Genomic DNA, 14,053 nt, shown 5'->3' on the forward strand with positions numbered 1-14,053 from the left:
CGCCTCGCGGCGCCCCCGCCGGCTCCACGAGCCGCGCGGCCGGCCCGGGGGCGGCCCGGGCGCGGCCGCGCCCCGCCCGGCACGCGGGCGGGCGCGGAGCAGGGGGCTCGGACTCGGTGCCGCCGGGACCGGCGGCGCCCCCTCAGCGGCTCGGCGACCAGCGTGCCGTGCTCCGCTGTGACGCGGCAGTGCGCGCGCTGGGAAATCGCTGAGGATGGGGCGCGGGGGCGGCGGGCGGGGCCGGTGGTGCGGGATGGGCGGAGGGGAAGGGGCGGTGCGGGGGATGGGCGGGACGGATCCGGCCGCGCGGGCTCGGCGGCGGGGGACCGGACGCGTGGAATCGGCCGCGCGCGGGTTGAACCGTTCGGGCGTCCCCTGCGTCACATTTGGCAGAGCGGCGATGACGGCGCTTCACCCCCACAGGGATTCACCCCACAGGGAGACGGGAGGCCCCGGAGCGGAGGACGGCCGCGCCGGGGCCTCGCCCGTGCCCGCGTCCCTGTCCCGCCCGCGCCCCGAGCCGCACGCGCCGCGTGCCCGATCGTGCGGCGCGTGTCGTAGCCGGGCGCTAGCCTGACTGCGTGCGTATCGCCACGTGGAACGTCAACAGTGTCCGGGCCAGGGCCGAGCGGATCGCCGCCTGGCTGGAGCGGAGCGACATCGACGTCGCCGCCGTGCAGGAGACCAAGTGCCGCGACGACCAGTTCCCCACGGAGCTGTTCACCGAACTCGGCTACGAGGTCGCCCACCACGGGCTCTCCCAGTGGAACGGCGTGGCCGTCCTGTCGCGTGTGGGGATCACCGACGTCCAGATCGGGTTCCCCGGCCAGCCCGGCTGGGGCGACCCCGCCGCGCCCGAGGCGCGGGCGCTGGGCGCCACCTGCGGCGGGGTGCGGGTGTGGAGCCTCTACATCCCCAACGGCCGCGAGATCGACGACCCCCACTACGCCTACAAGCTGCGCTGGCTGGAGGCGCTGCGCGACTACGCGGCGGGCTGCCTGGCCACCGACCCCGCCGCGCAGATGGCGCTGTGCGGCGACTTCAACATCGCCCCGCAGGACGACGACGTCTGGGACATGGCCGAGTTCGAGGGCAGGACGCACGTCACCAAGCCCGAGCGCGACGCGTTCCGCGCCGTGGTCGACGCCGGGTTCGCCGAGGTCGTGCGGCCCTTCGCGCCGGGTCCCGGCGTCTACACCTACTGGGACTACAAGCAGTTGTCCTTCCCCAAGCGCAAGGGCATGCGCATCGACTTCGTGCTGGCCTCCCCGGCGCTGGCCGCGCGGGTCAGCGGGGCGCTCATCGACCGCGAGGAGCGCAAGGGCAAGGGCGCGTCCGACCACGCGCCGGTGATCGTGGAGCTGGACCGCACCGCCCAGGAGACCTCCGACGCCGCCGACGCCGCAGGGGCCACCGCGCCGCCCCAGGTCTGACCCGCGGCGGGGGCTGACACGTCCGCGCCGGGGGTGGGCGCCCACCGGGCCGCCCGATAGGCTCGGCGCGTGAGTTCGCCCAGCACCTCCCCGGCGCGGCCGCCGCGCATCGTGGTCTTCGGCAGCGTCAACATGGACCTCGTCGCCTACGTCGACACCGCGCCCGCCAGCGGCGAGACCGTCACCGGCACCCGGTTCGCCCAGGTGCCCGGCGGCAAGGGCGCCAACCAGGCGGTCGCGGCGGCCCGCGCGGGCGCCGACGTCGCGTTCATCGGCGCCGTCGGCGACGACTCCTTCGGCACCCAGTTGCGCGGCAACCTGGTCGAGTGCGGCATCGAGGTGTCGGCCCTGCGCACGGTGGGCGGCGCCTCGGGCGTGGCGCACATCGTGGTCGACGGGCGCGGCGCGAACTCCATCATCGTCATCCCCGGCGCCAACGGCGAGGTCACCGGGCTGGCCGCCGAGGACTCCCGGCTGCTGGCGGGCAGCGCGGCGCTGCTGCTGCAACTGGAGCTGCCGATGGAGGGGGTTGTGGCCGCCGCGCGCGCCGGGCGCGCCGCCGGGGTGCCCACGGTGCTCACCCCCGCCCCGGCGCGCGAGCTGCCGCCGGAGCTGCTGGAGAACGTGGACCTGCTGGTGCCCAACCAGCACGAGGCCGCCGCCATCACCGGCCAGACCGACCCGCGCGCCGCGCTGGCGGCGCTGCTGCGGGCGGTGCCCGAGGCGATCGTCACCCTGGGCGAGGAGGGCTCGCTCCACGGCACCCGGGGTGCCGAGCCGGTGCACGTGCCCGCGTTCCGGGTCTCCCCGGTCGACACCACCGCCGCCGGAGACACCTTCTGCGGCGCGTTCGCGGTGGCCCGCGCCGAGGGCCGCGCGCCGCAGGAGGCGCTGCGCTTCGCGTCGGCCGCCTCGGCCCTGTCGGTGCAGCGCCACGGCGCCGCACCGTCGATGCCTGGGCGCGCGGAGATCGAGGACCTGCTGCGGCAGGGATAGCCGGCCGCACCGAGGTGAGGTGCGGCAGAGCGGAGGCCCCTTGCCCGAGCCGTCCGCCGCCGTCGCCGCCCCGCCGCCCACGTCTCCCGGGGGCCGCCGGCGGCTCGTCCCGAGGGCTAGGCCACGTGGCCGATGTGGCGCAGGAAGTGGATCGGGTCGCGGTCCTGGAGACGGACCTCCAGCACGATGTCGAGGGCGTCGCCGACCAGCCGGCCGCCCCACGGGACCGGGCCGCCGTCGCCGACGCCGAAGTCGCTGAGGCGGATCTGGCCGTTGCCCGCGAAGAAGTGGCCGTAGGTGTGGTCCGGGTCGGCGTAGTCGGGCGCCTCTCCGGCCCACTGGCAGTCCAGCGAGACCGGGCGCGTGGTGCCGTGGACGGTGAGGTCGCCGTCCAGGTGGAAGGTGCCCTTGGCGCGGGAGCGCTCCTCGACGCGGGTGCTGGTGAAGCGGATCTCGGGGAACCGCTCGACGTCGAGGAAGTCGGGGGAGCGCAGGTGGTCGTCGCGCGCCTGGACGCCGGTGTTGAGCGACGCGGCGCGGATGGACACGTCCACCGTTGAGTCGACGGGGTCCTGGGCCACCGCCACCGTGCCCCGGGCGTCGCTGATGGTGCCCTGCACGCGGCCGAAGCGCAGGTAGCGCGCCACGAAGACGATGCAGGAGTGGACCGGGTCAAGGTGCCAGGTGCCGGGTTCCGGGCCGAGGCCGTCGTCGGGTTGCGGACCAGAAGTCATGACTGCTTTCTCCTCGATTGGATGGATAACAGGCTAATAGTCGGTTTCCTCCTGTTTGCCCGTGGTTCCGGCGGTCGGGCGGCAGCGGCGCGGGCGCCTGGGCAGGCGGGGGCCGTGCGCCGCCCGGCGCGCGGGCTCGGCGGGTGCGGCGCGACCGGGCGGGATGTCGGATGCGTCACACCCGGCCCGAGTCGGCCGCCGTATCCACTGCTGCGTCCGTCCCGGAGAAGTCGAGTTGGTGAGTGCGCCGGATTGGCCGTAACGCGCAGATAGTGGTGAACCGACCGCGTTGTACCCTTGGGGAATCCGTGCGCCGGGACTCCGTGCACCGCACGACGGCCCAGGCCGACACCCCCTTTCAGCGAGAAGCCAGCCACCCCCATGAGCAGCGCACCCGAAGGTCCCGAGGTAGTACCTGGCCGCCACGACGACCGCCGCCGGCAGGAGCGGCTGCGCAGGCGCGGCCAGTGGATGATCGCCGCCGGTGTCCTCACCGCGGGCCTGACCATCACCGTCGCCGTCCTGGCACTCTTCAGCCTGCCCAGCAGCGGCGCCGAGGTGGGTGTCGACAACCCGCCGGCCGTTCACGGCCAGGTCGGCGACGGCCACGGAGACGCCCCCCGAACTCCCTCAGAGGAGCCCGCGCCCAGCCCCACGGCCTCGCGCGACGCAGAGGCGACCCCGGCTCCGGCCGCGCCGAGCGGATCCTCCGCCCCCGCGACCGCCCCCGCTCCCGGGACCGGGGCCACCTCCACCGAGCCCCCCGGCGCCACCGCCACCCCCGGCGGCGGAGGGGGTGGCGGTGGCGGCGGCGGTGGTGGCGGCGGCGGAGGGGGCGGCGGGCGGCCCGCCAACCCGCCTTCCCCGCCCACGCCCGACCCCTCGCCCAGCACGCCCGACTGGGACGACGACGATGACGACGACGGCCACCCCGGGCGGGGCGGCCCCCATGACCACTCCGTCATACCGCCCGCGCTCTCGCTCTGGCTGGTCCTCTCGCTCTGAACGGCGCGCCCCACGCACCCGCTACGGAACGCGCGCAGGGCCGCCCCGCTGTGCGGGGCGGCCCTGCGGCGCGATGCGGGACCGGCGGCTACATCTGCTCGGGCGTGCGCACGCCCAGCAGGCCCAGGCCGGTGACCAGGGTGCGCAGCGTGGCCGCGATGAGCGCCAGCCGGGAGTCGCGCACCGCCGGGTCCTCGGCCTGGAGCACCGGGCAGTGCTCGAAGAACGCGGTGAACGCCTGCGCGAGGTCGAACAGGTAGCCGCACAGCCGGTGCGGCTCCAGGGTGTCGCCGACCGCCGCCACGACCGGGCCGAAGCCCAGCAGCGCCAGCGCGAGGTCGCGTTCGGCGGGCTCGGTCAGCGTGATGGGGCCGGTGGCGGAGTCGGGGTCGACGCCGCCCTTGCGGAAGATGGACCGGATCCGCGCCGCCGCGTACTGGAGGTAGGGGCCGGTGTTGCCGTTGAGGGCCAGCATCCGGTCGTAGTCGAACACGTACTCGGTGTCGTGGGAGACCGACAGGTCGGCGTACTTCACCGCGCCGATGCCGACCTCGCGGGCGATGGCGGCCCGGGTGGTGTCGTCGAGGTCGGGCCGGTTCTCGGCGACGACCTTGGCGGCGCGGTCGACCGCCTCCTCCAGCAGCGCCATGAGCCGGATCGGCTGCCCGCTGCGGGTGCGCAGGATCTTGCCGTCCTCGCCCAGCACGTTGCCGATCTGCACGTGGACGGGGGTGACGCGGTCGGGCAGCCACCCGGCCTTGCGCGCGGCCGACCACACCATGCGGAAGTGCAGGGCCTGCGGCGCGCCCACCACGTAGATGACGCGGGAGGTGGCGCCCAACTCCTCGACCCGGTAGCGGATGGTGGCGAGGTCGGTGGTGCCGTAGCCGTAGCCGCCGTCGCTCTTGCGCACGATCAGCGGCACCGGCTTGCCCTCGCGGCCGGTGAACTCGGGCTGGAACACGCACAGCGCGCCCTCGCTGACCTCGGCGATGCCCTTGCCCTCCAACTCGTCGCAGATGCCGGGCAGCATGTCGTTGTACATGCTCTCGCCGGCGAGGTCGGAGTCGGTGAGGGTGACGTCGAGGGTGGCGTAGACCCGGTTGAAGTAGACCTTGGAGAGGTCGACCAGTTCACGCCACAGCCGCAGGGTCTCGGGGTCGCCGGCCTGGAGCGCCACCACCCGCTTGCGCGCCCGCTCTGCGAACTCCGGCGAGCCGTCGAACTTGGTGCGCGCCGCCTGGTAGAAGGCGTTGGGGTCGGTCTTGACGAGTTCGGCCTCGGGGGAGTGCTCGCCGGAGTCCAGCAGGTGCTCGATGAGCATGCCGAAGGGGGTGCCCCAGTCGCCGATGTGGTTCTGGCGGACCACGGCGTGGCCCAGCGCCTCCAGGACGCGGGCGAGGGCGTCGCCCACCACGGTGGTGCGCAGGTGGCCGACGTGCATCTCCTTGGCCACGTTGGGCGCGGAGTAGTCGATGGGGATGGTCTGGGGCTGCTGCCGGGGGATGCCCGCCCGGGGGTCGGCCAGCAGGTCCTGGGCCCGCGCGGCGATCCAGTCGTCGCGCAGGGTGAGGTTGATGAAGCCGGGCCCGCTGATCTCGGCGTCGCGGCACATGTCGGCGATGTCCAGGCGCGCGACGATGTCGGCGGCGACGTCGCGCGGCGCGCGGCCCAGGCGCTTGGCCAGGGGCAGGGCGGCGTTGGCCTGGAAGTCGGCGAACTGCGACGGACGGATGACGGGGTCGGTGTCGGCGAAGTCGGGGCCGAAGGCGGCACCGAGCGCGGACTGGACCCGTTGCGCGAGGATCTCCTGCGGGTCGGCCATGCCCTAAAGCCTACCGATCCGGGCGGTGTGGCCGTGCGCGGTTTTCCCACGTCCCGCGCCGGTGGCGCACAGGGAGCGCGGGGCCGGGCACCCGCCCGGAGGCGTGCCGGTTCCGGCCGCGCGCACCCCTCGCGGCGGGGGCGCCGGGCTCGCTAGATTGCCGGGGAGGAGAGGGGTGGAGAATGGCTGAAAACAGCGGAAACCCACCGGTTCCCGGCGATGCGGCGGGCACCCACCGGCCTGACGGGGGCCGCGCGGTGCCCGCCGACCCCGACGCGAGGACCCTGCCCGGGATGCCCCAGGTGTTCTCGGGGATTCCGGAGGGCCGGCAGCGGCCGGAGACACTCGCCGCGTTCCCCGACGGACTGACGCTCAAGCCCACGGAGAAGTACCCCTACGGTGTGGTCGTGGAACCGGGAGCGCACCTTCCCAAGGCGCTGGGCGCCGAGCTGTCCGCTCTCAAGTCCGCGGAGCGGGCGCGCGAGGGGGCGGCGGCGGACCCGGGGGCCGTCGTGGGCAGCGGATCCGGCATGGGTCCCGACGCGCTCGCCAAGGCCCGCAAGGCGCGGAAGGGGCAACCGAAGCAGGGCAGCCCTCCCGACCCCCGGCTCGGCTGGCGGGCGGGCCGGGACCCCCGGCACCCCGAGGGTCCGCCCAAGGGGCGCGGGATGGGCTGATCCCCCGATGCCCTGATCCCCGGCCCGCACCGGCGGACCCGGCGGCACGGCCCGCGCGGACCCTCCTCAGGCGCGGCCCGCCTGCTCCTCCGCCTGGCCGCGCCGGTGCAGCCAGGTGGTGCGGGCGGTCGCCTGCACCCGGGTGCGCACCTGGTCGGCGATCCCGCCGGTGGTCAGGTCGTGCGCCAGTTGGCAGGCCCGCTCCACCGCCGGCGCGTGGCTGGCGCCGTGGGCGATCACCACGGTGCCGTTGAGGCCCAGCAGCACGCCGCCGCCGTAGGTCTCGGAGTCGAAGCGGCCGCGCAGCGAGCGCAGCGCGCCCCGCTGGAGCAGCGCGCCCGCCTTGGCCATGGTGCTGGAGCTCAGCGCCTCGGTGACCGACGACAGGGTGAACCGCACCGCGCCCTCCACCGACTTCAGCGCCACGTTGCCGGTGAACCCGTCGGTGACCACCACGTCCACCTCGCCCGCCAGCAGGTCGTGGCCCTCCACGTTGCCCCGGAAGTCCAGCCGCGGCGCCTGCGCCGATGTGGCGGCGAGCAGTTCGGCCGTCTTGCGGGCCAGCCGGTTGCCCTTGCCCGGCTCCGAGCCGATGGTGAGCATGCCCACCCGGGGGTGGGCCACGCCGAACGCGCTGTTGGCGTAGGCGGCGCCCAGGTGCGCGAACTGCACCAGCATCTCGGGCTTGGCGTCGGCGTTGGCGCCGGCGTCGAGCAGGACGGTGGGCGTGGGCCGGGTGGGCAGCGCCACCGCCAGCGCCGGGCGCAGCACGCCGGGCTGGGTGCGCAGCCGCACGGTGGAGGTGGCCACCACGCCGCCGGTGGACCCGGCCGAGACGAGGGCGGCGGCCTCGCCCTGGCGGATGAGCTTGCAGGCCACGGCCACGCTGGAGCGCGGGCGGCGCCAACTGGCGAGCGCGCCCTCGTGCATGGCCAGCGCGTCCTCGGCGTGGGCGATGGGGATCGCGCCGGCCGCGCCCTCCTGGGCCAGCAGGCGGGCGATCTCGGGGCGCCGGCCCACCAGGACCACCCGCAGGCCGCGCTCCCGCACGGCCAGGACCGCGCCCTTGACGATCTCGTCGGGCGCGTGGTCGCCGCCCATGGCGTCGAGGGCGATCACCGGTTCGGGTCTCCCGGCGGGCGCGGCCGCCTGGGGTGTGCTCACGAGAACCCCCTCACTTCCCACCGCCGGCCGCGGGCGGCGCCGGGTGCGGCGGCCGCCCGGCGCACGGAGCGCGGGCGACCCGCGTCGCGACCGTACCGGCTCAAGGCTATGCCGCCGCGCGCCCGGCCCGGACGAGGGGACGCGGGCTCGGGTCCCCGGCCGGTCGCGGGTCCGGTGTCCGCCGCGAAGGTCACGGCCCGGCCACCACCCGCCATCAACTGGAGGCGGGCCCTTTCAGCAAACCCCTTTCTGGCGGATGATTGGGTACAAACCACCCAAGGTCGGGTGGGTCGACTCATCGGCCGGTCCGGTGCCCCCGCTCGCGACCGGCGCGATCAGTGCTGATGTGTTTCGCGGAGTGTCCCGCCACACGCGGGGCCCTCCCGCCTTCGCCTGCCCTGACACACGCCGGGGCGGGGCAACCCCCAGGAAAGGAGACGCGTGAGCTTGACGCACGACGCGACGCCGTCGCCGTCCGCCGGCCGCCGGTTCCGGGCCTACACGGCCAAACACCTCGACGAGCTGACGGCGCGCGCCGGGCTCGGTGAGGCGGACCGCCTTGCGGTGCGGGCCGTCGCCGCGGTTCTGCCGTTCCGGGTGAACAGCTACGTCATCGAGGAACTGATCGACTGGGACGCCGCGCCGGACGATCCGATCTACCGGCTGGTGTTCCCCCAGGCGGACATGCTGCCGCAGACCGACGTGGCCCGTATCGCCGACCTGCTGCGCTCCGGCGCGCCCGCCGGCGAGGTCAACCGGGCGGCCAACGAGATCCGCGCCCGGCTCAACCCGCACCCCGCGGGTCAGATGGATCTGAACGTGCCCACCACCGGCGGGCGCGACCCGCTGGAGGGCATGCAGCACAAGTACCCCGAGACAGTGCTGTTCTTCCCCAAGCAGGGGCAGACCTGCCACGCCTACTGCACCTACTGCTTCCGGTGGGCGCAGTTCGTCGGCGACGCCGACCTGAAGTTCGCCTCCAGCGAGATCGACCACCTGGTGGCCTACCTCAAGGAGCACCCCGAGGTCACCAGCGTGCTGCTGACCGGCGGCGACCCCATGATCATGGGCGAGGCCGTGCTCCGCCGCTACGTCGAGCCGCTGCTGGACGTGGCCTCGCTGGAGTCCATCCGGATCGGCACCAAGTCGCTGGCCTACTGGCCGCAGCGGTTCACCACCGACCCCGACGCCGACGACACGCTGCGGCTGTTCGAGCGCGTGGTGGACTCCGGCAAGAACCTCGCCTTCATGGCGCACTTCTCCCACCCCCGGGAGATGGCGCCCGAACTGGTGCAGCGGGCGGTGCGGCGCATCCGGGCCACCGGCGCCGTCATCCGCACCCAGGCACCGCTGATCCGCACCATCAACGACGACTCGGCCACGTGGGAGACCATGTGGCGCACCCACGTGCGCCACGGCATGGTGCCCTACTACATGTTCGTGGAGCGCGACACCGGCCCGCAGGACTACTTCGCGGTGCCGCTCGCCCGCGCCTACGAGATCTACCGCGGCGCCTACAACCGCGTCTCCGGGCTGGCGCGCACCGTGCGCGGCCCGTCGATGTCGGCCACACCCGGCAAGGTGTGCATCGACGGCGTCGCCGAGATCGCGGGCGAGAAGGTCTTCGTCTGCCACTTCATCCAGGCGCGCGACCCCGAGCTGGTCGGGCGGCCCTTCTTCGCCCGCTACGACGAGAAGGCCGTCTGGCTGTTCGACCTGGAGCCGGCCCTGGGCGCCGAGCGGTTCCCGTGGGACCAGGCGCCGCCCGCCGACGCGGCCCTGCTGGACGCCGCCCACCCCTAGCCGGCCGGGGTTCCGGCCCGCGGGCCGGGGCGGTTCACTCCGCCGCGCGGGCACCCGCCCGCGCGGCGGCACCGCCGCCGGAGGCGCGGCCGCCGGCGGTACGGCCGGCGCCGCGTGCGGCACCGCGCCGGCGGGTGTTGCGCACCGCCAGCGCGCTCAGCGCCGTCACGGCCATGGCCGCGACCGGCACCAGGCCCACCACGTGCGCGGTCTCGGTGAAGGCGTCGGCGAACACCGAGCGCGCCAGGTGCGCCATCTGGTCGGCGGTCGCGGCGGACACCCCCTCCGGCGGCGCCGGCGCGGCGGCGCCCGCTCCGCCGACCTCCACCCCCTGGTCGGCGGAGCGGGCCAGGCCCCGCACGAACGGCTCGCGCGCCGGTTCGGGCAGCCCGGCCGCCGCCTCGCGGGCGCGCGCGGCGATCCGGTCGGCCAGCACCGACTGGAGCAGCGCGCCGGCGACCACGCCGCCCACCACCGAGCCGAGTTGGCGCGCGGTGTTGAGCACGCCCGACCCCGCGCCCGCCATGTCGGGGCGCACCCGGTCCATGGCCAGCGTGTTCATGGGGCCGAACACCGCGCCCACGCCCAGGCCCATCAGCAGCAGCGGCGCCAGGAAGGTGCGCCAGTCGCCCTCGGTGCCCAGGAGGGCCACCACCCAGGCGGCGGAGACGGCGAAGAGCGCGCACCCGCCGACCAGCAGGTACTTGCCGCCCACCCGGTCCACCAGGCGGCCCACCACCGGGGCGGTCACCATGGACACCGCCGCCTGCGGCACCAGGGTCAGCCCGGCCTCCAGCGCGCTCATGCCCAGCACCGACTGCAAGTGGATGGACACCAGCAGGAAGAACGAGAGCATGGCCACCGACACCAGCGCGGCGGCCAGCGACATCAGCCCGAAGTTGCGGTCGGCGAACAGCGCGAAGGGCACGAGGGGGTCGCGGCCCTGGCGGCGGACCTGCTGCACGGCCAGCAGGGCGAGCAGCGCGGCGCCCGTGCCCAGCAGGAACGGGATGGTGACCGGGCCGTAGACCCGGCCCCAGTCGAAGCGCTCGCCCTCGATGAGCGCGAAGGAGACGAGGGTGAGGGCGGCCGTGGCCAGCAGCACCCCGGGGACGTCCAGGACCGGGCGGCGGGCCGAGGGCGGGTCGACGGGGATGAGCCGCCAGCCCAGCAGGAGCGCCATCGCGCCCACGGGCAGGTTGATGAGGAAGATGAACCGCCAGTCCAGCGCGGTCACCAGCAGCCCGCCCAGGGAGGGGCCGGTGATGGTGGCCAGGCCCGCCACCGCGCCCCAGGCGCCCATGGCGGCGCCGCGCCGCTCGGGCGGGAAGACGCGCACGATCAGCGCCATGGTCTGGGGCATCAGCACCGCCGCGCCCACGCCCTGGACCACGCGCGCCGCGATGAGCGTGTAGACGTCGGGGGACAGCCCGCACAGCGCGGAGGCCACCGTGAACAGCGCGACGCCGACGAGGAACAGCCGCCGCTGGCCGAACAGGTCGCCCAGGCGGCCGGCCGTGATGATCAGCACCGCCAGGACCAGGGTGTAGCCGTTGATCACCCACATGATGTGGTCGAGCGCGGCGCCGAGCCGGTCGGTCATGTCGGGGATGGCGATGTTGACGATCGTCAGGTCCAGCAGGGTCATGAAGAACCCCAGGCACAGCGCGACGAGGATCGCCCAGGGGTTTCCGCTCGGTGTGTTCACGGACGCCTCCTTGTCGGCGGTGGGGCGGTGGGGCGGTGGGGCGGTGGCGGGTTGCGGTGGATCAGTGGCGGGTGGCGGGTGGCGGGTGGCGGGTGGCGGGTGTCGGTGGGTGCCGGTGTCGGGCGCCGGACTGAGGACGGCAGGTCGGGATGGCCGGGTCGGGACGGCCGGGTCAGCACGGCAGGGCGCGGGGCGGCGGACCTCGGGACGGCAGGGAACGTGACGGTTGAGACGTCCGCGAGCCCGGGGGCGCGGTGAGCGCGGTCCACCCTAGTCCGCGCGGACGGGACGAGCAGGGCGTCTCGGGCGCGCGAGTCATAAAGGAACAAGTACTGCGGGTCGGGCAGGTCGTGCTGGAGTGCCGGTGCGGCGACGCCGGAGGGGACGACCGGGACGGGTGGGGCGGATAGCCCGGGGCGGGCGGTCGGTACGGGAAGGAGGGCCAACCCGGGCGGGACGGTCGGTGGGGATTGGTGGTCGCGGCCCGCCGTACCCGGCAGGTCATGCGCTGGGGCATGACCTGCCGGGTAATCGCGCGCGGACGCCGCCGCTGGAAGGCTGCAAGCACGCACCCGCCGCTACCCGCAGGAGACGGACATGACGCACTCCATCCACCCCACCCGGTCTTCCGACCTCGCCCCGGCCCGCGCCGGCGGCGCCGCGCGGCTGCTCGGCTCGCTGCCCCTGGCGCTGGGCGCCGACGCCGCCGTGACCGGCGCCAACGCCCTCCTCTACCTCGCGCTCGCCGCACCGCTGTCCGGGCTGCTGGGGGTGCCCGCGCCGTGGCTGCTGGGCGTGGGAGCCTTCCTGGCCTGCTACGCCGCCGCCGTGGCCCTGGTCGCCCGCCGCGCGGCGGGGCCGCGCCCCGTGCGCGCCGCCGTGTGGCCCGTGGTCGGCCTGAACCTGGCGTGGACGGCCGCGAGCCTGGCGGCGGCCGCCGGCACGTTCTTCCCCCTGACCGGAATCGGCCGCACCTGGACGGTGTTGCAGGCGGTAGCGGTCCTCGGGTTCGCCCTGTGGCAGGTCAGCGCCCTGCGCGGGCGCCGCGCCTGAGCGGCCCGGCCACGCCGCCGCGCCGGGCCGAAACACCGCGCGCGGCGGCGAACCGCCGCTCGGCCGACCGCGAGAACGTACTGTTGGGGGAGTCACCCCCTGCGTGCCCCCGGGTGGCGGCTTTTCCCCACTCAAGGAGTCCGATGGTCGAGTGGTTCGGCAGCAGCGTCGTGGCGACCGGCCGGCTGCCGTTGTTCAGCTTCTTCGTCGCCTTTGTCGCCGGTTTCCTGCTCATCCGCATGAGCGTGCGCATGATCCGCGCGCGGGTGCGCTGGTGGCCGGGCAACGTGCGGCCCGGCGGGCTGCACATCCACCACGTCGTGTTCGGCGTGGGTTTCATGATGCTCGGCGGCGTGGCCGCCCTGCTCATCACCGACCGCACCGGCGTGCCGATCGCGGTCGCCGCCGCGCTGTTCGGGTTCGGCTCCGCGCTGGTGCTGGACGAGTTCGCGCTCATTCTGCACCTGCGGGACGTCTACTGGACCGAGCAGGGGCGCGCCTCGGTCGACGCCGTGTTCGTCGCCATCGCGCTGACCGGCCTGCTGCTCACGGGGGTCCGCCCGTTCGGCTGGGAGCAGTTCCACCCGGCGGCCGGCCAGGCCGGCGGGGGTCAGGGGGTGCAGGCGGCGCTGATGGTGCTCAGCCTGGTCAATCTGGCCGGATCGGTGGTGAGCCTGCTGAAGGGCAAGATCTGGACCGGGCTGATCGGGGTGTTCCTGCCTGCCGTGTCCATCGTGGCCGCCGTGCGGCTGGCCGTGCCCGGCTCCCCGTGGGCGCGCTGGCGTTACCCGGCCGGTTCGGAGAAGTGGCACCAGGCCGTGCGCCGCGACCGCCGCATCCGCCGCCCGCTGATCCGCGCCAAAATCCGCGTCCAGGAGTTGATCGCCGGCCGCCACGACCTCGAACCCACGGTCGACCCCACTCCCACCCCCGACCCCCGCGCACTTACCCGGGCGGGTTAGCCGTTCGCTGAGGAGGCCGAGGACGGCGAGTCCTCGGGGCGACGGTCAACGGTCCGCACGCCAGTGGTGCCGCACCCGACGCGGGCGGCGACGGCGGTGGATGGTTCGGGCGCGCGGTGATCGGACCGCGCACCAGCGGTTGAGGTAGGTGACGGGGCGGCGAGGCGGCGGGGGCTGGGGGCTCGCGGGCGCCGAATCCGTCGTTCGCCCGCGGTTGGCGACTCCCGGCTCGTTCGCGAACCGGGCAAGTCGGTCACCGCCCCCCGGGAATCTCACATGGTGAGACGAAAACAGCCTCTTTCACCACGAGGTGCGGCTTTCCATCGCCCTTCTGAACGGTAGAGCACTTTCGTCAGCCCCAGAATCAGGCATAGCGAACATAAGGGCGTCCATTCTGCCCCGAGCATCTCACCATGTGGACGCTCAGGCCCTCCACAAGCCCTTCCGGGGCCGCCGGGGCCGACTTTGTCAGCGACAAAACGGGCAAACGATGAGGAATCGCGGCGCCGAGCGCAGACGAGATGCGAGTTCTGTTCACCCGCCCCCTCCACCGGCCACCCGGAGCGGAGACCGAGCCATGGACCCCCGCCGCGCCCGTCGCCCACCCCGGCCACCCGCCCCGCGACCCGATGACCGCGCGCCCGAGGCATCCGCTGCCCTCGCCGCCCCGTCGCCCGCCCCGGCCGTCCGCCC

At 74.8% G+C, this 14,053-nt stretch carries 11 protein-coding genes; 7 read left to right on the top strand and 4 right to left on the bottom strand.

The window, feature by feature from the left end; all coding sequences use genetic code 11:
* Positions 1-581: 581 nt before the first annotated feature.
* Complete coding sequence (locus tag LG943_RS14115; RefSeq protein WP_270072728.1) at positions 582-1,433, top strand: exodeoxyribonuclease III; 852 nt, start codon at positions 582-584, stop codon at positions 1,431-1,433.
* A 69-nt stretch (positions 1,434-1,502) separates the two neighbouring features.
* Complete coding sequence (gene rbsK / locus LG943_RS14120) at positions 1,503-2,429, top strand: ribokinase (RefSeq protein ID WP_270072729.1); 927 nt, start codon at positions 1,503-1,505, stop codon at positions 2,427-2,429.
* A 116-nt stretch (positions 2,430-2,545) separates the two neighbouring features.
* Here rbsK and LG943_RS14125 read toward each other — a convergent pair whose 3' ends face one another.
* The gene (locus LG943_RS14125; protein WP_270072730.1) at positions 2,546-3,163 is read right to left on the bottom strand and encodes a YceI family protein; all 618 of its coding nucleotides are present in this window, start codon (positions 3,161-3,163) and stop codon (positions 2,546-2,548) included.
* A 381-nt stretch (positions 3,164-3,544) separates the two neighbouring features.
* Between LG943_RS14125 and LG943_RS14130 the strand changes: the two genes are divergently transcribed.
* The gene (locus tag LG943_RS14130; RefSeq protein WP_270072731.1) at positions 3,545-4,168 is read left to right on the top strand and encodes a hypothetical protein; all 624 of its coding nucleotides are present in this window, start codon (positions 3,545-3,547) and stop codon (positions 4,166-4,168) included.
* Positions 4,169-4,256: 88 nt separating this feature from the next.
* On the opposite strand, the gene argS is transcribed toward LG943_RS14130, so the two are convergent.
* Entirely contained in the window at positions 4,257-5,993 is a 1,737-nt protein-coding gene (gene argS / locus LG943_RS14135; RefSeq protein ID WP_270072732.1) for an arginine--tRNA ligase, read from the bottom strand.
* A gap of 182 nt (positions 5,994-6,175) precedes the next feature.
* Between argS and LG943_RS14140 the strand changes: the two genes are divergently transcribed.
* Positions 6,176-6,670, top strand: a complete 495-nt coding sequence (locus tag LG943_RS14140) for a hypothetical protein (RefSeq protein WP_270072733.1) — start codon at positions 6,176-6,178, stop codon at positions 6,668-6,670.
* Positions 6,671-6,736: 66 nt separating this feature from the next.
* On the opposite strand, the gene plsX is transcribed toward LG943_RS14140, so the two are convergent.
* Positions 6,737-7,834 (bottom strand): phosphate acyltransferase PlsX, encoded by a 1,098-nt coding sequence (plsX, locus tag LG943_RS14145; RefSeq protein ID WP_270072734.1) that lies wholly within the window; start codon positions 7,832-7,834, stop codon positions 6,737-6,739.
* A gap of 447 nt (positions 7,835-8,281) precedes the next feature.
* Here plsX and LG943_RS14150 point away from each other — a divergent pair, with 447 nt between their 5' ends.
* The gene (locus tag LG943_RS14150) at positions 8,282-9,637 is read left to right on the top strand and encodes a KamA family radical SAM protein (protein ID WP_408648594.1); all 1,356 of its coding nucleotides are present in this window, start codon (positions 8,282-8,284) and stop codon (positions 9,635-9,637) included.
* Between the two features lie 34 nt (positions 9,638-9,671).
* Here the strand turns inward: LG943_RS14150 and LG943_RS14155 are convergent, their stop codons facing one another.
* Complete coding sequence (locus LG943_RS14155; RefSeq protein WP_270072736.1) at positions 9,672-11,345, bottom strand: DHA2 family efflux MFS transporter permease subunit; 1,674 nt, start codon at positions 11,343-11,345, stop codon at positions 9,672-9,674.
* Positions 11,346-11,942: 597 nt separating this feature from the next.
* Between LG943_RS14155 and LG943_RS14160 the strand changes: the two genes are divergently transcribed.
* Positions 11,943-12,398: a hypothetical protein gene (locus tag LG943_RS14160; protein ID WP_270072737.1), complete on the top strand. Its 456-nt coding sequence runs from the start codon at positions 11,943-11,945 to the stop codon at positions 12,396-12,398.
* A gap of 143 nt (positions 12,399-12,541) precedes the next feature.
* The gene (locus LG943_RS14165; protein ID WP_270072738.1) at positions 12,542-13,360 is read left to right on the top strand and encodes a hypothetical protein; all 819 of its coding nucleotides are present in this window, start codon (positions 12,542-12,544) and stop codon (positions 13,358-13,360) included.
* Positions 13,361-14,053 lie beyond the last annotated feature (693 nt).

This window comes from Streptomonospora mangrovi (assembly GCF_027604915.1).
GTDB lineage: Bacteria > Actinomycetota > Actinomycetes > Streptosporangiales > Streptosporangiaceae > Streptomonospora > Streptomonospora mangrovi.

Bases quoted from the DNA above. Each gene is read 5' to 3' on its own strand.
- LG943_RS14125 (WP_270072730.1), bottom strand. From the start codon at position 3,163: ATGACTTCTGGTCCGCAACCCGACGACGGCCTCGGCCCGGAACCCGGC.
- LG943_RS14130 (WP_270072731.1), top strand. From the start codon at position 3,545: ATGAGCAGCGCACCCGAAGGTCCCGAGGTAGTACCTGGCCGCCACGAC.
- argS (WP_270072732.1), bottom strand. From the start codon at position 5,993: ATGGCCGACCCGCAGGAGATCCTCGCGCAACGGGTCCAGTCCGCGCTC.
- LG943_RS14140 (WP_270072733.1), top strand. From the start codon at position 6,176: ATGGCTGAAAACAGCGGAAACCCACCGGTTCCCGGCGATGCGGCGGGC.
- LG943_RS14160 (WP_270072737.1), top strand. From the start codon at position 11,943: ATGACGCACTCCATCCACCCCACCCGGTCTTCCGACCTCGCCCCGGCC.
- LG943_RS14165 (WP_270072738.1), top strand. From the start codon at position 12,542: ATGGTCGAGTGGTTCGGCAGCAGCGTCGTGGCGACCGGCCGGCTGCCG.